We start from the raw sequence: 22,311 nt of genomic DNA on the forward strand, positions 1-22,311 counted from the left end.
AATAAGTCCTCTCCGCCTTTGCGCGGACCCATGCAGAGCTGTCCAATCCAAACGCTGGCGCATTGCCAGCGCCGGTCGGCGCCGGATCAGACTTCGATCGGCTTCACTGATGGAGACAATCGACATGCAGACGGATCATCCCGTGGTATCGCAGGCGCAATGGGACGAAGCGCGCAAGGCGCTGCTGGAACGCGAGAAAGCCTATACCCATCTGCGCGACGAACTCGCAGCCCAGCGGCGTGCCCTGCCCTGGGTTCGCATCGACAAGCCCTATGTGTTTGAAGGTCCGCATGGCAAGGTGTCGCTCGCCGATCTGTTCGAAGGCCGCAGCCAATTGATCGTGCAGCACTTCATGCTCGGCCCGGAATGGGAAGAAGGCTGCCCCGGCTGTTCATTCGGCGCGGATCATATTGGCGGTGCACTCGTGCATCTCGCGCACCGTGACGTGAGCTATGTCGCCGTATCGCGCGCGCCCATGGAGAAAATCGCCGCGTTCAAGCAGCGCATGGGCTGGGAGTTCGAATGGGTTTCATCGTTCGGCAGTGACTTCAACTACGACTTTCACGTGTCGTTCACGCCTGAAGAACAGAAAGCAGACTCGGTCTACTACAACTACCGCACGTCGCCATGGATACACGATGAGCTACCCGGGCATAGCGTGTTCTACAAAGACGACGAAGGCCGCATCTTCCATACGTATTCGACGTATGGCCGCGGTTTTGAGGAATTCCTGCTGACCTATATGTGTCTGGACCTGACACCGAAGGGGCGCGACGAAGACGAGCGCAAGATGATGGGATGGATGCGTCATCACGACAAGTATGACGACGCTCCGAAGCAGCACGCCGAGGCCGAAGGGTCCTCGTGCTGCTCTCATGAGAAGCAGGCCTGAGGCGGGCCTGCTGCACGATGGCAGTTGCGCGTCGCCTGTTGCACGACGCCTGTAACACGACGTGTGTTACATCACGTCCGACGTATTACATCTCCTGCGTCCAGGCCGTCGCGCGCATGCCCAGTGCCGCGACGAGCTCGGGCGTGAGCGTGCCGATGGCCGCGCACGCGGCGTCGACCTCAGCGCTTTCACCCCGTTCAAACGCGCACGCGATCTTGAGCATTTCGCCGAGCGTGCCGGTTTGCGAAACCAGCGCATCACGCAGCGGCTCGGCGAGTTGCAGCTCGTCCGACAGCGTATGCGTCGGAATATCAAGGATGACCGGCGTCAACGACAGCACGCCGGCCATATACGCGGCATCGCTATCCACAGTGCCCGCACCGTAGGCCTGCAGGCCTGCGTTGTGCGCCTGCGCCATCAGTTCCATGAGTCGTGCGCGCGTGCCGACCAGCTGCACGAGCGGATCGCTTTCGGGCGATAGCGACTGACCATCGGCATAAATCAGCAGCTGCACCCAGCGCGCGATCTTGCGCGTGCCGACTGCCAGAATCGCCTCGCGCAGCGAGCCGATCCGGCGTCCCGCCGCACTGACGCTCGCATTCGCAAACCGAAGGATGCGCACCATCAGTTGCGGGCTTTGCTTGAGCGCGCTCTCGAGCGCCGGAATATCCGCCTCGCCCGACAGTGCAATCAGAAGCTTGAGCAGGCATCGCTGCGCGGGACCCGTACTGCGCGAACGCAGCACCTGAGGCCGCGCGAAGAAATAGCCCTGGAACAAATCGAACCCATGCGCTTTCGCAAGCTCGAAGTCCGCATGCGTCTCGATCTTCTCGGCAAGCATGACCTTGCGCTCGCGCTTGCATAGCGCTGCGATCTTCGACAGCCGGTCGCGATTGCAGTGCAGGAAATCGACCTTGATGATGTCGATATGCGGTACCGCCTCGACCAGCTCGGGCGACCACGTGAGCACGTCGTCCATCGCAAAGCGAAAACCCGCCTTGCGAAGCTCCGCGCAGCGTGCGATCAGCTCGCTGTCGAATACCGTGTCTTCGAGTATCTCGATGACAAAGCGCTCGGGCGGGATCAGATGCACGATGTCGCTGAACAGCAGATCGCGTGAGAAATTCAGATAACCCGTGTGCTGCCCGATGGCTTCGGTCAGGCCGAACTCGCCGAAGGTGCGCGCGACGACATAGGCGGTGGCTTCGAAGTGATCGCGTATCGATGCATGATTCTGCGCATCGGACCGGAACAGCAATTCGTAGCCGTGAAGTGCGCGATTGCGCTCAAGAATGGGCTGACGCCCCAGATACACCAGCGACGACTTGGCGGTGCCGGCCGCTCTTCCACTACCGACGCCTGCGCGACGTCGGGCTCCGCCAACATGAGGACCGAATGCATCTCTATCGACTCCAACGCGTGGACTAGGGCGAACCCTGATGACCGCTTGCGACTTCTGCAGGCTGCCAGGCTTGTCACACGCCTCCCGCTCGTTTCATGGACGTTCCGCGCGCGTTGTGTCGAATACGGCCTGGTGCGACATGTGATGTCCCGGTAAGCCGCATGCGACACAACGCGTCGCAGTGCTGAAGAGCGTAACGCGCACGGTCCCATGCACGCAATACGCCCTCTTGAAACATGGTATCGGCACGCCTGTACGCTTCTTTATAGCAGTCCTCACTTCGATGACGACGTTCGTGCGATACGGGCGAAACGGGAGAAATATTCTCTGCATGCCGGTGCGCTGAGCGTGTCGCACGGGTGCGTGCAAGGACACATGCCATTGAAGTCCGGGACGGCAGGTAGAATCGCTCGTATCCGACCCACAAGCGAGGAACCCTCAGCGATGACTGGTGCAAACCCTGCAGAACATGTCGAACCGCTATCCCCGGTAGCCGAACCTCAAACGGCCCCGCCGCCGCAAGACGTGAAGCGCGATGCGACTGAGCGTCACGGCGGCCGCGTGCTCGTCGACGCGCTCGTCCAGAACGGCGTCGACACCGTCTATTGCGTACCCGGCGAAAGCTTTCTGCCCGTGCTCGATGCGCTCCACGACGAAGCCGGCGTTCAGACCATCGTGACCCGTCATGAAGGTGCGGCGTCGAATATGGCCGAGGCCTACGGCAAGCTGACGGGTCGCCCGGGTATCTGCGTCGTCACGCGCGGTCCGGGCGCCACCCATGCGAGCGTTGGCGTGCACACGGCACGGCAGGATTCGACACCGATGATTCTGTTGATCGGTCAGGTCGAAACAGGCTTTCTCGGGCGCGAGGCCTTTCAGGAAGTCGACTACCGGCAGATGTTCGGCGGACTCGCGAAGTGGGTCACCGAGATCGATGATTTCGCACGCATCCCCGAAGTGATTGCACGCGCGTGGTCGATCGCAGTATCGGGCCGGCCCGGTCCTGTTGTCGTCGCCTTGCCGGAAGATGTGCTGTTCGCGCGCGGCGTGGTCGCCGACGCGAAGCCCGCGGTCCGTACTGTCGCGTCGCCCTCCGCGACCGACCTCGATACACTCCGCACCATGCTCGCGGCCGCTCAGCGACCGCTCGTCATCGTCGGCGGATCGGGATGGGATGCGCCGGCCTGCCGCGCGCTCGACACCTTCGCACGGCATTTCGATCTGCCCGTCGCCGCATCGTTTCGCCGGCAAGACTTGTTCAACAACGACGACGAACGCTACGTCGGCCAGGTCGGCCTCGGCATTTCTCCGGCGCTCGCCGAAACGGTCCGCTCCGCCGATTTGCTGATTGCGTTGGGCGGTCGCCTCGGCGAAGTGCCGTCGGGCAGCTACAGCCTGATTACGAGTCCCGTTCCCGCTCAGACGCTGATCCATATCCACGCCGATCCCGACGAGCTCGGACGCGTGTACCAGGCCACGTTAGCGATCAACTCGGGCGTGGCGCCGATGGCCCTTGCGGTCGCGAAACTCGAGCCGATCGAAAAGCCGGTCTGGAGCGAGTGGCGGGCTGCGGCGCGTCACGCGTATCTGCAGCATTCGACGCCCTCACCGCGTGCGCGGCAGGCCACGGGCGTCGATCTTGCGCAAGTCGTCACGCATCTGCGCAAGGTGCTGCCGCCCGATGCGATGCTCTCGAACGGCGCCGGCAACTACACGGTCTGGCTGCATCGCTTCTATCGCTACCGGCGGCCGGCCACGGAACTCGCGCCGACAAGCGGCGCCATGGGCTATGGGTTTCCCGCCGCCATCGCGGCCAGCCTCAAATATCCGAACCGCACCGTCGTGTGTTTTGCCGGCGATGGCTGCTTCATGATGTATCCGCAAGAACTGGCGACTGCAATGCAATACGGCGCCAAGCCGATCGTGCTGGTCGTCAACAACGGCATGTACGGCACGATCCGCATGCATCAGGAGCGCGAATATCCGAGACGCGTCTCGGGCACCGACATGGTGAACCCCGACTTTGTGGCCTTCGCGAAGGCATTCGGCGCATATGCCGAGCGGGTCGGGCGAACCGAGGATTTCGCGGGCGCCTTCGAGCGCGCACAGCAGTCGGGGGTGGCGGCCGTGATCGAGTTGATCACGGATCCGCTGCAGATTACGCCCGTCGCACGGCTCGACGAAACCGGCCGCTGACGCGGCAGCGAAGCAAAAACAACGCGGGACGAGTCGGCGAGTTACTGGTCGGCGACCTTGCTCAGAATGCGCAGCGAGGACGATTCGACGAGCTCGCCGCTCTTGGCGCGAAACGCTTCGATATGCGCGGCCTTGCCGTGCACCTGAAGATCTTCGAGGCTCGCCCAGAGTTCGATAAACACGAATGTCCGCGGGTCCTGAATATCGCGGTGCAAATCGTAGGTGATAAAACCGCGATCACTGCGCGTCGGGGCGATCAAAGCGCGAAGCGCCGCTTCGAGTTCGGCTTCCTTGCCGGGTTTGGCCGTGTTGATCGCGACAACCGCTACCTGGGACATTGACGTCTCCTTGACGAAAAAAACGCTAACGATACCGGAGCGGATCAAACCGTGCTGAGGTCGCGATCGTGTCTTTTAAACCAACGCTTGAATTGCGTCGAAACAGCACATTTTGCCAAGCAAACGTTTTACTTACGCCTTTATCGCCAATTCCAGTCGAAAATATTGAAGAACATTGATTCGTCAAGTACTGGGAAATTAATTAGATGAGTTTACCTATTGACCCTCCCGCGATTGGCACCAGACTCCCTTTTTTCAATGAATTGAATGCACCGCGCCGGAAATTCATGTGCATTTTTGATTAATTTTTGTGCACAACAACGCGGACGGGCCGACCCTTAGCGGCCCAGCGTTTCAATAGGGTTTCGGTAAAAACAACTTGATTTAAATCAACTTATTTAGCCGCACCATATTCACGCGCGATCAGGAAATATTCACGTAATGGCGTGTAAACAATCGTCATCAAGCACCTGTCTATACAAGAAAAAATATTATTGGCGAGATATTGAATTACACGCGGCGATTTTGTAAGCTGCGCAGCACTCTTTCGCGCGTCGCTGTTTAATAGATCTGCTTCAGATTGGCGCTTCAAGCCGTCAACGCGTCATTCTCCTCTGACAGGAGTCCAGGCCTTGTCCGTAGCCGAATTTCCGCACGACACCGTCGCACGTCAATCCGACGTGCTTCAGGCAGCCATTGATTTTGTCCGGCGAGACGGTATCGGACCGATGGCCGTGCCGGCGAATGCCCGCCAGAGCGATGTAGACGCGCTGGGCGACACTCCCTCGATCGCACAGCGGCTCGAGCTCCTGACCGCCGTCGCCAAGGAGGCCATCTCCGGTCTCGTGACGTCGCTTCAGGCTGCGATTCTCGACGCGCAAAACGCCACCGCGCTCGCGCAATGGCGCGCGATGGGTCACGCGTTCTTGCGGTGGGCGCACGACAATCCCGTTCAATTCCAGGTGATGTCGACGCCCGCGCTGGTCGACCTCAATGCGTCAGGTCTCGCCGAAGGCTATCGGCATATTCGCGCGGAGCTGCGCCGCCTGATTGCCGCAGCCGCGGCTGACGGCGACATCTATTGCATCTCCGTCGAAGACACCCTGGTGTCGACGCGCTCGTTTATTTACGGCCTCGCGCGCATGCATGTCGACGGCCATTTCCCGGGCTGGGGTGTGCGCGACAATGAAGCGTTGTCGACGATGCAGCGGCTGTTCGACAGCTACCTGTATCGCCTGCGCCGCACGCTCTGAGCGCGACTTTTCACGCGTCGAATTGCACGCTTTTGAGGTTAAAGCCTTTAAGGCCCTTTGGGGCCTTCGAGGTTCAAGACTTCAAGGCGCAAGCCTTCTGGATTCAAACCTTCAGCACCGCTCGGGTCACGACTCCGCGATGCGCAGCAACGACGCCTCGTAGGCCAACGGGCCTACAGGCCGGCTGAACAGATAACCTTGCTGCTTGTCGCAGCCGATCGAGCGTAGAAACGCCGCTTGCGCCGGCGTCTCGACCCCTTCCGCCGTCACGTTCATGCCCAGCGAATGCGCCATGGCGACCACCGCTTGCGTGATCGCCACCGAATCATGGTGATCGGGCAATCCCGCCACAAACGATCGGTCGACCTTGAGGTTGTGCAACGGGAAGCGCTTGAGATACGACAGCGACGAATAGCCCGTGCCGAAGTCGTCGACCGAAATCCGTACGCCCATATCGGTGAGTGCGGTCAGCATCGGCAGCAGCGTTTCGCTGTCGCCCATCAGCAAGCCTTCCGTGATTTCGAGTTCGAGTGCATGCGGTTCGAGCCCGGAGCGCAGCAGACAATACTCCACGCGCTCGACGAGCCCCTCGTTGAATTGACGCGGTGACAGGTTGACCGCCATCACGAGCCCCGGCGCGACGGTGCGCCGCCATTCGGCCGCTTGCAGACACGCGCGCTCGAGCACCCAATGGCCGATCGCAACGATCAGCCCGGTATCTTCGGCGACGGGAATGAATTCGACGGGCGACACTTCGCCGAGCTCGTCGTTATGCCAGCGCAGCAAGGCTTCAGCACCGACCGTATGCCGCCGGTGGCTGTCGACGACCGGTTGATACACCAGGCTCAATTCGCCGGCGGCGAGCGCCTTGCGCAGGCCCTGCTCCACCAGAAAACGCCGCTGCAGATGTTCGTTGAGCTCGGACGTGAAGAACTGGAAGTTGTTTCGCCCGAGCTGCTTGGCGTGATACATCGCTGCATCCGCATTGCGGATCAGCCCGTTTGCATCCACGCCATCCGAGGGGCTCAGGCTGATGCCGATCGAGACGCCCAGATAATATTCATTGCCCGCGACCGCGAACGGCACGGCAATGGTGTCGAGCACGTGTTGCGCAAGCACGGCTAAATTGCCGACCTCACCGAAGTCGCTGACTGCGATCACGAACTCGTCGCCGCCGACGCGCGCAAGCGTATCGCTTTCGCGCACACATTGAAGCAGACGATGCGCGACGCTGCGCAGCAAGGCGTCGCCGGCCTCGTGCCCGGCCGTATCGTTGACCTTCTTGAAGCCGTCGAGATCGACAAACAGCACCGCGACTTCCGCGGGCGCGTCCTGCCCGCGGCCATCGGCGAGCATTGCGGTCATCTTGTCGGAGAGGAACGCACGGTTATAGAGACCTGTCAGCGAATCGCGCGTCGCCAGATAACGCAATTGCTGCTGTGCCTCTCGCACCGGGCCGATATCGTTGAACGACACCAGCACCGAACTCGCCTGCGTTTCGCCGGGCTTGATGATCGGCACGACGTTCTCGGTAATCCAGATGACATCGCCATCGATCAGCTCAAGTCCGAGCGTGAGGCCAAGCAAAGGCTTGCCCGTGCGGATCGCACGTTGTGTCGGCCGCTCCTGTTCGCCGATCGCATCACCGTTCTCGTGAAAGGCGCGGCGCATCACGGTGTCGATATTGCGGCCGACCAGATCATCCTTGGCGCGAAGCATGCGCTGCGCACTCGGGTTGCAGGCCATGACGACGCCATCGTGCGTTTGCACGACGATGCCCTCGTGCAAATGTTCGATGACGACGCGATGACGTTCCTCGCTCTGCTCGAGGCGCCGTGCGATGCGGTCCTGATGCACGGCGAGACCGACGCTATGGCCGATATCGCGCAGCATTGTTTCTTCTTCGGCGGTCGGGCGTCGACGCGTCCGGTGATACACCGCGAACGCGCCGATCACGGCGAGTCCATCGCCGTCGAACGGTATCGACCAGCACGCACGCAGGCCGATCGGCAACGCGAGATGTCGGTAGTCTTCCCAGAGCGGATCGGTCTCGATGTCGTCGACGACGACAAGGTGGCGCGTGAAGATCGCCGTGCCGCACGAACCCACCTTCGGTCCGATTGCAACGCCGTCGATCGCGTCGCTGTATTCGACCGGTAGCGACGGGGCTGCACCCACGCGCACGTGCTTGCCGTCGTCGTCGACGAGCAGGATCGTGCAGGCCGTGCCGTCTCCGAGCAACGCCTCCGCGCGCCGGCAGACTTCCGAAAGAAGCTCCGGCAGCGGCGTGTTGCGCGTAATCAGGCGCAGCACGCTTTGTTCCGAGGCAAGCACCGCCTCCGCGCGCATCGAGCGATAGCGCGCGGGGTCAACTTCGGTCGGACGCGTGTCCGTCGTCAACACTGTCGTCGGCGGGCAATTCATGTCTGCTTACTCCGTACCTCGACTTCGGCACACCCGGTCGCACTCTGAATCAGGGTTTACGCTAGCGACGCCTTCGGCTTGCAACCGGGAATGGGCTGTAACCGTAGTTTTAGCTTTTCCTTCATTTCGGCGCTATCTCTGATTGCGAAGTACGCCAAAAAAAATCTGCCTTCACTCACTGGCGCACGGGGACAAACACCGTTGAACGGGTCCGGTTCGGATGTTGGATCAGGACAGTGGATCAGGACGGTGAATGAGGCAATTTGATCGCCCAACGGATTTCGGTAAAGTTCGGCACAATGCACGTTTCCAACGCGCGGCCCGTCATCCGATGCACACTGCAACGCCCACTCCCCACCCTGGCGTCACGGCAATGATCGCTCAATGCGGGCAGCCCGACGTGACGCTTGCCACTGCGCGTAGCACCGCGCGCCGATACCTTGCGACACTGAGTTCAACACTTGTATTTGCCCTCGCGGCGAGCAGCGCATTCATCGCGCTTGCTCCACATACCGCCTGCGCGCAAACCATTGCGTCCGACGCCACGCCCGACGAAGCGCTCGACGCAGCCATCAACGGACCGCAACGCACTGAAACGTTTCGCACGCGCGACGTCTATCGTCATCCGCGCGAGACGCTCGATTTTTTCGGCGTCAAGCCCAATGCGACGATCGTTGAAATTGCGCCGGGTGGCGGTTGGTACACCGAGATCCTGGCGCCCTATCTGCACGATCACGGCAAGCTCTATGCTGAGCTGTACGAAAGCCGCGACCCCGCGCTTGCGGCTGAATTCGTTCAGGACGAACAGCGCTTCCACAAGAAGCTGACTGACAATCCCGCCACATTCGAGCATGTGACGGTCGGCACCTTGCGCGCAGGAAAGATGACCGGGGTGCCGCCCAACAGTGCGGACATGGTGCTGACCTTCCGCAATATCCATAACTGGATCAAGGACGGCCAGTTCGACGCGAATCTGCGCGCGTTCTACACGGCGCTCAAACCCGGCGGCGTGCTCGGTGTCGAGGAACATCGGGCAAACCCGAACATCACGACCGAACAGGTCATCAAGACGGGCTATGTGCCGGAAAGCTATGTGATTGCGCACGCGCTCGCGGCGGGCTTCAAGTTCGATGCGGAAAGCAATGTCAACAGCAATCCGCGCGATACCAAGGACTATCCGAACGGCGTCTGGTCGTTGCCGCCGACGCTTAAAGGCGGCGATCAGGACCGCGCACGCATGCTGGCCATCGGGGAATCGGATCGAATGACACTGCGGTTCGTCAAACCGCAATAGGCTCGCGTGTCTCCGCCCTACTGCGCTGACGGTTGGCCGTCGCCTGCTACACGCATCGGCGTGTTGGCACGACGCGTCGCGAATTGCCAGTCAAATACGAAAGACGCATTCGAGAACTTCGAGATCTGCGACAGCGTACCCGTCGCGTGAACGGAATAACGCGTGCCGGCAGCAAGCGGCTGATACGGCGTGCAGACTGCCGTATTGCGACCGCGATCGGCTTCGGTCAATGCCGCGATATGGCAAGGCACCTTGTGACCGTTTGCGTCGCGCAATTCGAGTGTACGGAGTTCGATATGCGCGCTCGCGCCACCGGACAGCGTGATCGGATAGCCGACGTCCTGGCCTCGATAGGCGGAACCCGGCCCGAGCGGATCGGGTACTTCGTTGTCCGTCCATGCCGCGGGCACATCGCGCTGGCCGTCGTAGGGATAGGCAACAAGCTCGTTGTCAGCCAGGGCATGGCCGATGTCCGCGAAATCCACCACGGTGATCGAACGGTTGGTGGATTCCCGGGCACCGCCGGCGCGTACCCAGTCGAAGAAAATCGCACCACGATGGTAGGGCGACGCAAAGATCTGATCGAGCGCGTCTTGCGCCGACCCGTGATTGCTCAACACGGAAAGCACTTCGCTCGCCCCGTACGCGTCGGTGTGACGTCGTACGCGTGCGGTCGCGTCGATGCCTGAAAAACCCGGGTGCCCTTCGATTTCATCATGGCCCGACGCGTCGTTGAGCGTCAGGTAGTGCGCATGCGCCGATGCCGCTCGCGCGATATTCGCGTCGAACGCGACCGGCGGCAGGCCGACTTCAGCGCGCTTGGCATTGAAGAATGCAAGCGCAACGTCGGTTTCAATGACGTCGGCGTGCACGACTCCCGGAGCCAACACAGACGCCGTGGCCTGGGATGCAACGGTCGACTTGAGAACGATCGGTGGTCCGAAGTATGTCGAAACGTCCGCGGACGCGGGCGTGGTCGGTGCGCCGGACGCACACGCACCCAACAGGAACGCAGCAGCGACAAGGCTGCCGGCGAGCCTCGTAGCTGGCCCTTCCATGGTTATTCAATACCTGTGTGAAACGATGCGCGAAGTGGCCAGCGTGCGCGGGTGATTCAGGGCCGAGCGGATAGTAGCAGATTCGGCGGGCGCACAGCGGCGCCGCCTAAGGAATGCTTGACAATGTTTTGGCACTTCCTGGCCGGCATCCGAGCCGTACATTCGACCCGCCCCCGAGTAAGGCAAGTGCGGAACGGATTATGGCTTGAATAGCGTCGCCGCAGCTCAGCCCTCGCCTTCGTGTGGCGATTCGAGGCTCGCATGGCGCCTGCGCCATTCGGAAGGTGCTTCGCCAATCAGCCGCTTAAAGACCGTTGAAAAATGCGCCTGAGTCTGAAAACCCAGACTCAACGCAATCTCCACAACGGGAATGGGCGTGCATAACAACACTTCCTGTGCCTTTTCGATGCGCCGCTGAGCGACGAATTCCGACGGGCTTAGGCCGGTCGACGACCTGAAAAGCGCGGCGAAATGCATTTTGCTCAGGCCACTTGCATCCGCGACCATTTGCAGCGACAGCGGTCGCCCGAGGTTCGCGTCGATGAAAGCAAGCACCTTGCGCATGCGCCAGGGTGCAAGCATGGCTCCGCTTGCGCTTTGACGCGAGCCCTGCGAGAGCACGCGCGATAACTGCGGCGCATCGTGCAGGAGTTCGAGCACGCGGGCCGCGATGGCCGTGCCGAGTCCATTCGCACCGACGTCGGCGAAGCCAGGGCTTGTCTGCGCCGTTGCAACCAGCGCACGCGCGAGATCGAGCACCACGTTATCGACCAGCAACAGCGGATACGCGAACAACTCGTGAATATCCACGCGCCGCCCGGTCGAACGCACCATGCAATCGGCAAGCAATTCAGGAGCGAAATGAATATGGAGGAAATCGGAGCGCCGCCTGAATTCGGCGTGCCATCGCTGCCCAGGCCCGCTCGCGAGAATCGAGCCGACACGCACGGCAGACTCGTTAATGCGACGGCCATCGACGACGATCGCCGCATCCGTGGGTTGCAACGCGACACCGACCGTATAGACCGAAGGCTCGGTCACGCTTCGATATTCACCGCCGGACTCACACGGATCGCGCCACCGCGAGAAGCGCATCGGTGCAAATGCGGAATCGACGACATTGTCGACAAGACGCGGCAAGCGGCGCCACGCGACTTCGTCGGCGATCAATGACCCATTTGCCGGCGCTTGCGGCGCCAGCGGCTGCATGTCTGAGGTCGAGCGTTCCGGCCAGTCACGCCGGACCTCGATAAACGGTTCAGACCATCCAGCATTCGTCGCGCGACTGTCCTCGGAACAGTCCGGCACGACAGGCAGGGGGATAGGCATCGGGGGCTCCCTTGAGCAACACTAACCGATCCACGTTCAGACGTCCCGCCGGGCTGGGAGCGTCTGTCATTCCGTGCTGCCCCGATGGCGTTGTCCATCGGCTTTTACCGGGCATACGGCACGCCTTCGCATTGAGGCGCACTCTGTTCTTTATTGACTGTTCTCTATTTACCGTTCGCCGCTCACTGCTAGCAGCTCACCGTTTGCAGCTCGCCGTTTACAGCTGACCGTTCTCTATTAACTGTCTTTCGCGTGCATTTATTCCAGCGCGGTGCAAATCAAGTCGTCGATCTGCAGTCCGGATTTTTCTGATCTGGCGGATGACCGTATCGAGCGATGCATTGCCGCTGGATCGCAAATGCATTGCAGATGCATGAGTGGCTCAACGGCTCGGTACAAGCAGCGTAGCATCTTTGCGTTCAAATGCACGTGTGAATGAAATCCTCAGACAGAAGATTCATTCATGCGCGGGTTTTCCTTGTCATCGCGCGACGTGTAGATGTCCGGCCGATGCAGCTCCATATAGCGCTCGGGATGCGACACCGGTGCGAAGCCAAATGGGCCGTACACCGCGTGTGCGTCGGTGGTGACGAGCACGATGCGCCGCAGCTTTCGCGTCATCGGCGATTCGAACACCGCACGCATCAGCGCCTTTGCATAGCCTTGACCACGAAAAGGCTCCAATACGAACACGTCACACAAGTACCCGAATGTCGCGTAGTCCGTCACGAGCCGCGCAAAGGCCACTTGTTTCGCACCGACAAATCCGCCGAAGCACAGGGAACCTTCGAGCGATTGTGCGACCGTTTCGCGCGAAATGCCGCGAGCCCAGGCGGTGTGCTCCGTCAAAAACGCGTGGATCATGTCGAGATCCATCGCGAGGTGGTTCGTCGAAATGGTGAGCTCAGTGTGGTTCATGGCGGTGTTTGCGATGCAGTGATGCAAATACGCAATCGTATCGGATGAACGCACACTTTGCCGCCAACGTAAGCAATATATCAGCCAACGCGGCCCCAACCGAACCCACCGTACATCGACCCGCTCAGGTCTTGTAGCTCGGATCGACGCGATCGAGCTTGCGGATCAACGCGGGCCAGACGAACAAGCCGCCCTGCCCGCTCGTTTGCACCTTGCTGACTTGCGCCATGCCGTCGAGGATCGACGGATCGACGTAAGTCAGGTCGCTCGACGCTTGCGCCGCGAGCTGGATCTGGCACGTCGTCTCGAAGAGGTACATGTTAAGGAACGCATCGGCGATCGTACGCCCGACCGTCAGCAGGCCGTGATTGCGCAGCATCAGGAAATGGGCATTGCCGAGATCGGCCTGCAACCGGGGCTTCTCTTCGTCGCGTAGCGCGACCCCTTCGTAGTCGTGATACCCGAGCGAAGCCAGCACGAAAGTGGATTGCTGGGAAATCGGCAACACGCCCGCGCGTTGCGCGCTGACCGCTACGCCGGCGCGCGTATGCGTGTGCAGCACGCATCCCGCGTCTTCACGCACCGCGTGCACGGCGCTATGAATCACAAACCCCGCGCGATTCACCGTGAATGGGCTTTGCGTCAGCGCATTCCCTTCCTGATCGATCATGATCAACGACGATGCCGTGATCTCGTCGAACAACATGCCGTAGGGATTGATCAGAAACCGGTGGCCCGGCCCGGGCACGCGCGCACTTATATGCGTGAACACGAGATCGGACCAGCCATAAAGGGCGACCAGCCGGTAGCACGCCGCGAGATCGCAGCGAAGTTGCCACTCTTCCTGGCTGACGACGTGTTTGAGCGAAGGGATGTCCATGAACGCCGCGGCTCCTTAAAAGTGAACGTGCGTGCGCTATAGCATGAAGCGCCTTCGTGCTTTTGGGGCGCTCTTCGAGGGTTTGTCCTAGGTCACAGCACCGAGTCGGCAGAACGGCCTGCAGCATGCGACCTGAACAATGGGCCTGCTTCTTGCTGCAGGGCAAGTCACACTTGACGCCAACCGTATAGACGGGCAAAAAGGAACGAGCAGCGATTTTGACTCGGATAGGGCATGAAGCAAAAACGCACAGAGTTTCCGGGCGTGATCCCGGAAGATGGGGGACGGCCTTACTGCAATGTTTGCAAGGCCCTTGTCAGCGAATTCAAATATCGGCCCGGGCTGATGGTGCGAGATGGATCGCATGCGGCCGTGCTCGAATATGAAGGGGACGACGTCCTTGTGATCCGGTGCCACGGGGTCAAATGGGTCATGCGCAGGGAGACGCGCGGGCGGTGGTGCGTCGATGCGATTTCACAGGATGACCGTGCCCGTGCGGCGCCGAAGGTCCGCGTGCTGTCGCGCCTGAATCGGCCCCGGAGAATTGCGGGCTTCCTGCTCCACCCGGGCAATCTGTTTCACCGCGGCAAGCTCAAGAAACGCGCTTAGCCTGAGCGACCAATACGTCGCGTTAATGGTCGCTCTTCGTATAGAGCGGCACCGACAGATCGCCGCCACCGTGCTCGCGGTCCTCGGCCTCGATCAGATGGCGTGCCCGCGCCCAATATTCGTCGGCCATACCCTCCGGTCGCCCGTCTTGCTCCCAGAGCTTGTAGGCACGTTCGCGGATCCGGATTTCCAGCGTCTCAATCGTCATGTCGCGGCCCCTGTCGGTCTTGCGAGCACTCTACCCGCAATATGCGTGCCGTTCAGTACAGGCTTGACGAGCGCCTCGTGCATGCTCAAGAATCGCCGCCTCGACCGCTCACGCACAGACACCGAGCCTGACATGCACGCCACCATCTATCACAACCCGCGTTGCGGGACTTCGCGCAATACACTTGAGATGATTCGCGAGGCGGGAATCGAACCGACCATCGTCGAGTATCTAAAGAACCCGCCTTCACGCGAACATCTCAAGAAGATGATTGCGCAAGCCGGACTTACCGTCCGCGACGCACTGCGAGACAAGGAAGCGATATACGCCGAACTCGGTCTCGACAATGCATCGCTCAGCGACGCCAAGCTGATCGACGCCATGCTTGCGCATCCGATTCTGATCAATCGGCCTTTTGTGGAGACCGACAAAGGGGTGAGACTTTGCCGGCCCAAGGAGCGCGTGCTCGAGATATTGGAGTGATTGGCGCCACTTCCGAGCGCACAAAACATTAAGGCTGACATCGTATCGATGTCAGCCTTAATGTTTTTACGTCATGCGACTTAGGCGAGCACGGCTAACGTTCATCGACCGGCCTGTGTTGCCCGAACAGCGAGCTAAAGCTATCTCACGCTACCTCAAGCACCTCGCTAAGCCGACCTTAAGCGCTCGCGTCGTCGGTCTTTGGCTGCGCGAACCAGACACATGCGCTTAAAGCGGATTACGCGCTGGCTTCGACCGCCGCCGCGCTCTTCCTGGCCGCAGCACCGCGCGGCTTGCGCGATACCGTCTTGCCAGCGACCGTGCTCGATGCGCTCTTGCGTGCCGCACGCGGACCCGCCGCGCGTTTGACGCTCACCTTTCGACCCGCCTTGCGAGCAGCAGTCTTACCCGCGGTGCTCTTCTTGCCAGCCGACTTGCCTGCGGAGGTGCTTGCACCTGCAATCAGATAGACCGAACGGTCTGCAACGTCCTTGATCCATGCCGGCGGACGCGCATGACCACTCCACGTCTGGCCCGTCTCGGGATGCCGATACTTCGGCGGCAAAATGCTCTGCTTGGGCGATGCCCCTGCCGACTTCGCAGGACGTCCGCGTTTTTTAGGCGCGTCCGACGCGGCGACACTCAGGGATCCCTTGGCCGGACGTCCACGCGGCTTGCGTGTCGCAAGATGCGATTCGATCTGCGTCGTCGTCAGGTTGTGCTTGCGCATCAACGTCGCAATTTGATTCAAGACCACCGAAGCCTTCTTTGCGGCAATGGCCTCTGCCTGAGCCTGAAGCTTTGCGATTTTGAGTTGAATTTGTTCTAGGGTTGGCATCAGAGACTCCTCTTCGTGGGCTGGTCGCACTATGCCACGCCCGGAGTTAAAGAGGAACCCTCACTGCGCGAAAATGCACTCAAATTCGCTCATTCGTTAAACGAAAGATTTTCCGAATAAGTCTTAGGAAAGCGTCAATTCGACGAAGCGCTTAGCAGTCAGATACGGTAATAAAAAGGCTTGTTTCAAAGGATCAATCAATCAATCAATGCGATGTGATCAAACCGATACGATCGAATTGGACGACGTCGTCTATGTACGCCAACCTTTCAGCCTGCATGCGGGTCGCACGTCACCGGCTCAACACTGAGCCGGTACGTGAGACGCCGGCCGATTCCACTTAGCCGACCGCTGCCGGCATGCTGTGCCCAAGCACGGATGCGGCCGCCAGCACGACGATCATCAATACGGCTTCGCACGATAGCAAGCGCATAAAGACCTGCAATGTGGGCCGGTCGATTGCATTGCGATGCGCGAGGTGCGCAAGCCGGTTGATCGCGCCGAGGATCACCACAATGCCGACCGCCACGAGCTTCGCAAGCAGGAGTTCGCCCCAAAGACTTGTGGTGAGTGGCGCGAGCGAGCCCCCCAGCCCGCGCCATGCATTGGATATACCCGTTGCAATCGCAATGGCAAAGGTCAACATGGCAAGCAACGACAAACGCCGTAAATAGCGCAATGTTTCGCTGGACCACGGCCTGAACATCGCTTTAAGCGGCCACGCCGCGCTGAGCACGACGCCCGCCCACGCAGCCGTCATCCACAAGTGCACGGCATGCACGCATTCGGGCACGGAGAAATCGCCTGCATCCGCCGCGTGCGTCGAGCCCGCATGCGCAAAGGCCATGATCACAAACGCGACGATCATCAGTACCCGGCCAGCGATACCCGATGCCTGCTCACGTTCGACGACGCACGCAAGCAGCAGCGCAACCACTCCCGTCCCGATGCCGACACTCCACATCAAGCCAAAATGCGAGGCGCGAACGACAAGCGCAACGCTCGACCACGCGGACCCAACCGGCGTGCCCGACATCAGGCTTGCCTGAAGGACGATATAAGCGGCCTGCACCACGAGCCAGACGACAAGTGAAACTCGGATCGTCAAGGCCCGTCGTTGTCCACCAAAGCCCAACAGTGTCGCACCCAGCGCCATCGCAAACGCGATGTCTGCGATGGCGCCGAGTGTCATCTGCGCGATAACCAGCGGGTCGATTTCCACGAGCACTACTTGACCTCAAAAGTGTAATCGCCATGCGTACGATGGCCATCCGCTGCCACCGCCGCCCAATGCACCGTGTATTTGCCTGCCTGCAACGAAGGCAGTGCCACGCTGATCGTATCGGTGTGCGCCGGATCGACCGCGGCCTTTGCTGACTCCACATCTTTTCCACCGGCATCCGTCACCGTCAATGTCGAGAACGCGGGCTCCAGCGGACCGTCAAACTGAATGCGCACTTCCTTGGGCTCGGCGACAGACATGCCGGCACCGGGCTCCTGATGCTTGGGAAACACATGTGCAAAGGCAGGCGTTGCGCATGCGATGGCAGCGCCGACTGCCATCGCCATCATCGATACGCGTGCGGCACGCCGCACGCTGTGTGAAACATATTTCATGACCCTCTCCTACTTCGAAGCAAACAACGGCTTGCCGATCGTGGTCGGCGCAACGTCGTCAAAGAAAATATGGGCTTGCAACAGGATGCCCGTATGCGAACCGCTCGCGCGATTGATCGGGATCAGCGCTTCGACGCCAAGCTGACCGTATCGGTTCATCCATATAAAGCCGGGATTGACGGTGCCCGTCGTCTGACCCTGGCTTCTTGAGAGCGGAACTTCGACGATCGGAATCAGATTCGCCAATGGCTCAGGTAGTCCAAGGTCGTGCACATGTTGCTGCAGATACGGCAAGCTGTATTGCACCGTGAAGCCGTAGTCAAACGAATTGGGCTGACCGCTGCCGGTCGTCAACGAAGGCCCGACTTGCGCCGTCACGGCAATCGGTCGGAGGTAAGCCATCGAGTCCGGGAGGTCACCCATGCCCTTGCCGACGACGACGGATGGCGAAATCGTCGAGAAATTGTCGGCAATCGCGCGACTGCCCGTTCCACCGAGTTCGGCATCGACACCGACCGATGCCATGAATTCGTGCGCTTCGTTGACGTAGACCTGGTACTTCGCACCAATGTCGAAGTTGTCAAAGCCGTGCGCAGTCGGGTTGTTCTGCATCACGTAGGTGCCACCGAACGACAACGCGAAATTCGGCGTAATCAGCTTGTCCCACTCGAAGTCCCACGTATTAAGGCTCTGATCGCCGTTATCACCTGGCACGCGCTGATGTCCGAACTGCAGGTTGAATTCGTCGCTGACGCCGGGATCGTCGATTCCCATCGTCGCAGGGAAAATACGGTCGCCGGCGATCGCATGCGCGTGTGCGCGCAAGGGTAAAAGCGTGGCGGCGAGCAAGCCTGCCGCAAGCCACGGCGCAGCGCGAAACGACGCGTCGCCGCGTTGTGCAATAAGGTCCATGTCCAATCCTTGAATCGATCCGGGAAGAGTCGGCGCGACGTCGCCAGACGCGACGTGCGCGCACAGCGCTGCCGCACGCAAGGTGCAAGGCAGCGCCTTCGCTAAAGACGGAAATCAGGACTGGACGGGAGGCGCGCGAGCCTGCGCAAAGGTCAGCGGCTCGGCGCGACGCACGCGCTCGAAGCGCGTGGCCACGCGATGCTGGATCGCCCAGACCGTGACCGCGAACGGCATCTGGACAACAGGCACCACAGGCATATGGGCGAGCAGGCTGCAATAACCGCACGCATCGCCATGGGACATCATGTGATGAATGCCGCCGTGGCCCGCGTCATGCATATCGCTCGCCATGCCGGCATGCATCAACATGGCGTGTGCGGGATCCATCATCATGCCGCCGGCATCGGACGCGTCCGGCATGCCTGACATGCCGGACATATCGGACATACTCGACATGTCCGCCCCATCCGCCATCATTGCGCCGGAAGCATCCGGCCGATGCATCGTCATGGCCCCGGCATCTTCGTTCGATGCCATCCCCGGCATCGCTCCCATCCGGGATCCACGAGCCATGGTGCAATGAATGTGTCCGGGCGGGAGATGACTGCGATGAGCAACGAGTGCTTGCGAAACCGTCGGCGCGAGTGTCGCCATCAGGATCGCAATCATCCCGAGTACGACACCGATCTTCTGGAATATTCGGCTTCGCATGAAGCAGTGAACGCGTAGAGCGAATGCGTGTATGAGACACGCTTGGCACATGCGCGTTGCGCACGTGCGTGACAGACCGTTGAACTGGTCGCGATTATGCCACGCACGTCCGCGAGCGGCGACTCAAACAACTCGCTCAATGTGCTCGGGATCGGGAATAAAGCCGGACCCCGAAGCGTTAGTCATGCACCCGCCATCTTGCGAGCCGTGTTCTTCGGTTGGCGTTCGCTATCCATCCGGTTGGCGAACCACGTCACCACAAGCGCTACGATCGCAACGGCAGCAGCGGCCCAGGGCAGCGTGTCGAGTGCATGTCCATGGGCGAGCACTGCGCCGCCGAGCCATGCACCCCCTGCGTTACCGAGGTTGAATGCGCCGATATTGAGCGTCGAGGCGAGATTCGGAGCCTGACGGGCCGTTTCGACGACACGCATTTGCAGCGGAGGCACCGTGGCGAATGCCGCAACACCCCAGACAAACACGGTGATGATGGCCGGAATCGTATGGTGGCTCGTCTTGGTGAAGATGCCCATGATCACGGCGAGCGCGACGAGAATACCCATCAGCGACGGCATCAGGGCCCGGTCGGCAAGCTTGCCGCCAATCGTATTGCCGAGCGTCAGACCTACGCCGAACAGTACGAGCACAAGCGTCACGCCATGCGGGCTCAGACCACTGACCTGTTCGAGAATCGGCGCGATATACGTAAAGACCACGAACACACCGCCAAAGCCGAGCACGGTCATCGCCAGCGCGATCAACACGCGCGGATCGCGCAGCACACGCACTTCATGCCCAAGCCCTGCAGGCGCCGTATCGTGATGATTCGGCAGCAACGCGGCGATGCCTGCAAGCGACACGACGCCAATACCTGCCACTGCCCAGAACGCGGCACGCCAGCCGTATGCCTGACCAATCGCCGTGCCGAGGGGCACGCCGATCACGTTCGCGAGCGTCAGGCCCGTGAACATCAGCGCAATGGCACTCGCGCGCTTCTCGGCTGGCACGAGCGATGCGGCCACCACTGCGCCGATACCGAAGAACGAGCCGTGCGCAAACGAGGCGACCACACGTGCAGCCATCAGCAGGCTGTAGTCCGGCGCGATCGCGCACAGGATGTTGCCGATGATAAAGACGACCATCAGCAGCAGAAGCGCAGTCTTGCGTGAGAGCTTGTTCGTCAGCACAGCCAGCAAAGGCGCGCCGATCGCAACGCCAAGCGCATAACCCGATACAAGCAGACCTGCGGACGGAATCGACACAGCCAGGTCGCGAGCGACGTCGGGCAGCATGCCCATGATCACAAACTCCGTCGTACCGATCGCAAACGCGCTGAGCGCCAGCGCAATCAAGGGAATAGGCATTTGAGGCTCCTTCGAATTCGTGAGAGTGGCGGTCCGTCGCACCTGCCTGACGGACCTCTTTCATTCAAGTTGGACGAATTCTGACTGCTGGGCCTGGATTTGATAATTGGCGTAGTATTTGAATCACTCTCAAATCTGCGCGAATAATCGGCGCAAATATTCACGCAAACACTCCGCGCCAATCAAGCTGCGCGAAACCGGATTCGATATGGCTACCGACCGTCTTGGGGATATGCGCCTGTTCGTCGACGCCGCAACGCTGGGAAGCTTGTCCGCCGCGGGACGCAAGGTGGGGCTGTCGCCCGCCGCCGCCAGCGCGCGCTTGCTCAAACTGGAAGCTGCACTGCATGCGCGGTTATTCGAACGCACGACCCGCAAGCTGCGGCTGACCGATGAGGGTCGGTTGTATTTGCAGCACTGCCGTATCGCGCTGCAGGCGATCGACGATGCGGAGGCAGCCCTTCAGGAAGGGCAAAACGTGATTCGCGGCAAGGTGCGCATTTCAGCGACCTCCGATTTCGGCCGCAATCTACTGTGCACGTGGCTCGACGAATTCAGCGCGCAACACCGCGAAGTGTCGTTCGCGCTGACGCTGTCGGATTCGCTCGCGAATTTGCTCGAAGACGAAATCGATCTGGCAATACGCTTCGGCGTGCCTCGCGATAGCTCGATGGTTGCGCGCCGCCTTGCGCCCAATCGGCGCGTGCTGTGTGCGTCGCCAGCGTATCTCGAACGATACGGTGAGCCACACCATGTAACGGAGCTGGCCGATCACCGGTTTGTCGTGATGGTCAATGCCGCCGGGCCGCAAAACACCTATACGTTCGTGACCGACAACGGTACGTACACGCACACCGTGCCGATCGATCATGCGTGGGAAACCAACGATGGTGCACTGGCGCGCGCCTGGGTGCTCGCCGGTCATGGCGTCGCGCATAAGTCGATCTGGGACATCGCCGCTGATGTTCGCGCGGGGTCGCTCAAGGTCTTGCTGCCGGCATGCGGTGTTGACGACGCGGGGGTGCATGCGGTGTTTCATGGCAATCAATATCTTGCACCGCGTGTGCGGGCGTTACTCGATTTCCTGATTCAACGTTTCGAGCAGGCTACCGACGAGTGGCTCGGCGAGATCGTCAAGGCAACGACGCCGCGAAAAAGGCATCCGGCCCGATATGGTTGAGCACGCGTTGAATCAAACCGTATCCGCCGCTAAGCTTGATCACCCACTACCCGTCCCCACACGGAGCCCGACCATGAAGGCTTCACGCCGCAGCTTCATGATGCTTAGCGCAAGCGCTTGCGCGTCGCTTGCCGCACTGTCTTTCTCGCGCGTCGCTCAAGCGGACCCACAAAAGGTCAACGAATCCGACGCCGACGCTGCAAAACTGGGCTACGTCGAAGTCGCCAGCAAAGTCGACAAGGCCAAATACTCCAATTACGCAGCGGGCCAGGAATGCAGCAACTGCTCGCTGTATCAGGGCAAAGAAGGTGACGCCTACGGCGGATGCACGCTATTCGGCACCAAAGTCGTCGCCGCACACGGCTGGTGCGCGTCGTATAGCAACTTCTAGAATCGATCGACGCC

At 60.6% G+C, this 22,311-nt stretch carries 22 protein-coding genes; 8 read left to right on the forward strand and 14 right to left on the reverse strand.

Features of this window, described 5'->3' with window-relative positions:
• Positions 1-124: 124 nt before the first annotated feature.
• Positions 125-892, forward strand: coding sequence for a DUF899 domain-containing protein (locus ACMFWR_RS21670; protein WP_413196745.1), 768 nt, complete (start codon positions 125-127; stop codon positions 890-892).
• An 85-nt stretch (positions 893-977) separates the two neighbouring features.
• Here the strand turns inward: ACMFWR_RS21670 and ACMFWR_RS21675 are convergent, their stop codons facing one another.
• Positions 978-2,207: an EAL and HDOD domain-containing protein gene (locus ACMFWR_RS21675; RefSeq protein WP_413196746.1), complete on the reverse strand. Its 1,230-nt coding sequence runs from the start codon at positions 2,205-2,207 to the stop codon at positions 978-980.
• A gap of 531 nt (positions 2,208-2,738) precedes the next feature.
• Here ACMFWR_RS21675 and ACMFWR_RS21680 point away from each other — a divergent pair.
• The gene (locus ACMFWR_RS21680) at positions 2,739-4,490 is read left to right on the forward strand and encodes a thiamine pyrophosphate-binding protein (RefSeq protein WP_413196747.1); all 1,752 of its coding nucleotides are present in this window, start codon (positions 2,739-2,741) and stop codon (positions 4,488-4,490) included.
• A gap of 41 nt (positions 4,491-4,531) precedes the next feature.
• Here the strand turns inward: ACMFWR_RS21680 and ACMFWR_RS21685 are convergent, their stop codons facing one another.
• Complete coding sequence (locus ACMFWR_RS21685) at positions 4,532-4,828, reverse strand: putative quinol monooxygenase (protein WP_413196748.1); 297 nt, start codon at positions 4,826-4,828, stop codon at positions 4,532-4,534.
• A 632-nt stretch (positions 4,829-5,460) separates the two neighbouring features.
• On the opposite strand from ACMFWR_RS21685, the gene ACMFWR_RS21690 reads away from it, so the two are divergent.
• Complete coding sequence (locus ACMFWR_RS21690) at positions 5,461-6,081, forward strand: TetR-like C-terminal domain-containing protein (RefSeq protein ID WP_413196749.1); 621 nt, start codon at positions 5,461-5,463, stop codon at positions 6,079-6,081.
• Positions 6,082-6,207: 126 nt separating this feature from the next.
• Here ACMFWR_RS21690 and ACMFWR_RS21695 read toward each other — a convergent pair whose 3' ends face one another.
• On the reverse strand, positions 6,208-8,505 hold the full coding sequence (locus ACMFWR_RS21695) for a putative bifunctional diguanylate cyclase/phosphodiesterase (protein ID WP_413196750.1): 2,298 nt from the start codon (positions 8,503-8,505) through the stop codon (positions 6,208-6,210).
• 373 nt (positions 8,506-8,878) lie between these two features.
• On the opposite strand from ACMFWR_RS21695, the gene ACMFWR_RS21700 reads away from it, so the two are divergent.
• A complete protein-coding gene (locus ACMFWR_RS21700; protein ID WP_413196751.1) occupies positions 8,879-9,799 on the forward strand; it encodes a class I SAM-dependent methyltransferase in 921 nt (306 codons plus the stop codon).
• 17 nt (positions 9,800-9,816) lie between these two features.
• Here ACMFWR_RS21700 and ACMFWR_RS21705 read toward each other — a convergent pair whose 3' ends face one another.
• The 4 genes from ACMFWR_RS21705 to ACMFWR_RS21720 all read right to left on the reverse strand — a co-directional run bounded on the left by ACMFWR_RS21705 (position 9,817) and on the right by ACMFWR_RS21720 (position 13,984).
• Complete coding sequence (locus ACMFWR_RS21705) at positions 9,817-10,857, reverse strand: CAP domain-containing protein (RefSeq protein ID WP_413196752.1); 1,041 nt, start codon at positions 10,855-10,857, stop codon at positions 9,817-9,819.
• 225 nt (positions 10,858-11,082) lie between these two features.
• The gene (locus ACMFWR_RS21710; protein ID WP_413196753.1) at positions 11,083-12,186 is read right to left on the reverse strand and encodes a helix-turn-helix domain-containing protein; all 1,104 of its coding nucleotides are present in this window, start codon (positions 12,184-12,186) and stop codon (positions 11,083-11,085) included.
• Positions 12,187-12,630: 444 nt separating this feature from the next.
• The gene (locus tag ACMFWR_RS21715; protein WP_413196754.1) at positions 12,631-13,104 is read right to left on the reverse strand and encodes a GNAT family N-acetyltransferase; all 474 of its coding nucleotides are present in this window, start codon (positions 13,102-13,104) and stop codon (positions 12,631-12,633) included.
• Positions 13,105-13,228: 124 nt separating this feature from the next.
• Positions 13,229-13,984 (reverse strand): class II aldolase/adducin family protein, encoded by a 756-nt coding sequence (locus ACMFWR_RS21720; RefSeq protein ID WP_413196755.1) that lies wholly within the window; start codon positions 13,982-13,984, stop codon positions 13,229-13,231.
• Positions 13,985-14,218: 234 nt separating this feature from the next.
• Here ACMFWR_RS21720 and ACMFWR_RS21725 point away from each other — a divergent pair, with 234 nt between their 5' ends.
• A complete protein-coding gene (locus tag ACMFWR_RS21725; RefSeq protein ID WP_413196756.1) occupies positions 14,219-14,593 on the forward strand; it encodes a hypothetical protein in 375 nt (124 codons plus the stop codon).
• 22 nt (positions 14,594-14,615) lie between these two features.
• Here the strand turns inward: ACMFWR_RS21725 and ACMFWR_RS21730 are convergent, their stop codons facing one another.
• Positions 14,616-14,801 carry a DUF2934 domain-containing protein gene (locus ACMFWR_RS21730; RefSeq protein WP_413196757.1) on the reverse strand — a complete coding sequence of 62 codons (186 nt, stop codon included), beginning with the start codon at positions 14,799-14,801 and terminating at the stop codon, positions 14,616-14,618.
• 132 nt (positions 14,802-14,933) lie between these two features.
• On the opposite strand from ACMFWR_RS21730, the gene arsC reads away from it, so the two are divergent.
• Positions 14,934-15,284 (forward strand): arsenate reductase (glutaredoxin), encoded by a 351-nt coding sequence (gene arsC, locus ACMFWR_RS21735; RefSeq protein ID WP_413196758.1) that lies wholly within the window; start codon positions 14,934-14,936, stop codon positions 15,282-15,284.
• 238 nt (positions 15,285-15,522) lie between these two features.
• Here the strand turns inward: arsC and ACMFWR_RS21740 are convergent, their stop codons facing one another.
• The 6 genes from ACMFWR_RS21740 to ACMFWR_RS21765 form a co-directional block, all read right to left on the reverse strand.
• Positions 15,523-16,122, reverse strand: a complete 600-nt coding sequence (locus ACMFWR_RS21740) for an H-NS family nucleoid-associated regulatory protein (protein ID WP_413196759.1) — start codon at positions 16,120-16,122, stop codon at positions 15,523-15,525.
• A gap of 340 nt (positions 16,123-16,462) precedes the next feature.
• A complete protein-coding gene (locus tag ACMFWR_RS21745) occupies positions 16,463-17,344 on the reverse strand; it encodes a CopD family protein (RefSeq protein WP_413196760.1) in 882 nt (293 codons plus the stop codon).
• A 5-nt stretch (positions 17,345-17,349) separates the two neighbouring features.
• Positions 17,350-17,739 (reverse strand): copper resistance protein CopC, encoded by a 390-nt coding sequence (locus tag ACMFWR_RS21750; protein WP_413196761.1) that lies wholly within the window; start codon positions 17,737-17,739, stop codon positions 17,350-17,352.
• Positions 17,740-17,748: 9 nt separating this feature from the next.
• The gene (locus ACMFWR_RS21755) at positions 17,749-18,651 is read right to left on the reverse strand and encodes a hypothetical protein (RefSeq protein WP_413196762.1); all 903 of its coding nucleotides are present in this window, start codon (positions 18,649-18,651) and stop codon (positions 17,749-17,751) included.
• A gap of 114 nt (positions 18,652-18,765) precedes the next feature.
• The gene (locus ACMFWR_RS21760; RefSeq protein WP_413196763.1) at positions 18,766-19,413 is read right to left on the reverse strand and encodes a DUF2946 domain-containing protein; all 648 of its coding nucleotides are present in this window, start codon (positions 19,411-19,413) and stop codon (positions 18,766-18,768) included.
• Between the two features lie 131 nt (positions 19,414-19,544).
• Entirely contained in the window at positions 19,545-20,726 is a 1,182-nt protein-coding gene (locus tag ACMFWR_RS21765) for an MFS transporter (RefSeq protein ID WP_413196764.1), read from the reverse strand.
• A gap of 208 nt (positions 20,727-20,934) precedes the next feature.
• Here ACMFWR_RS21765 and ACMFWR_RS21770 point away from each other — a divergent pair, with 208 nt between their 5' ends.
• Positions 20,935-21,906 carry a LysR family transcriptional regulator gene (locus ACMFWR_RS21770; protein WP_413196765.1) on the forward strand — a complete coding sequence of 324 codons (972 nt, stop codon included), beginning with the start codon at positions 20,935-20,937 and terminating at the stop codon, positions 21,904-21,906.
• A gap of 73 nt (positions 21,907-21,979) precedes the next feature.
• On the forward strand, positions 21,980-22,297 hold the full coding sequence (locus tag ACMFWR_RS21775; protein WP_413196766.1) for a high-potential iron-sulfur protein: 318 nt from the start codon (positions 21,980-21,982) through the stop codon (positions 22,295-22,297).
• Positions 22,298-22,311 lie beyond the last annotated feature (14 nt).

Source organism: Pararobbsia alpina (genome assembly GCF_965118125.1).
In the GTDB taxonomy this organism is placed as follows: Bacteria; Pseudomonadota; Gammaproteobacteria; order Burkholderiales; family Burkholderiaceae; genus Pararobbsia; species Pararobbsia alpina_A.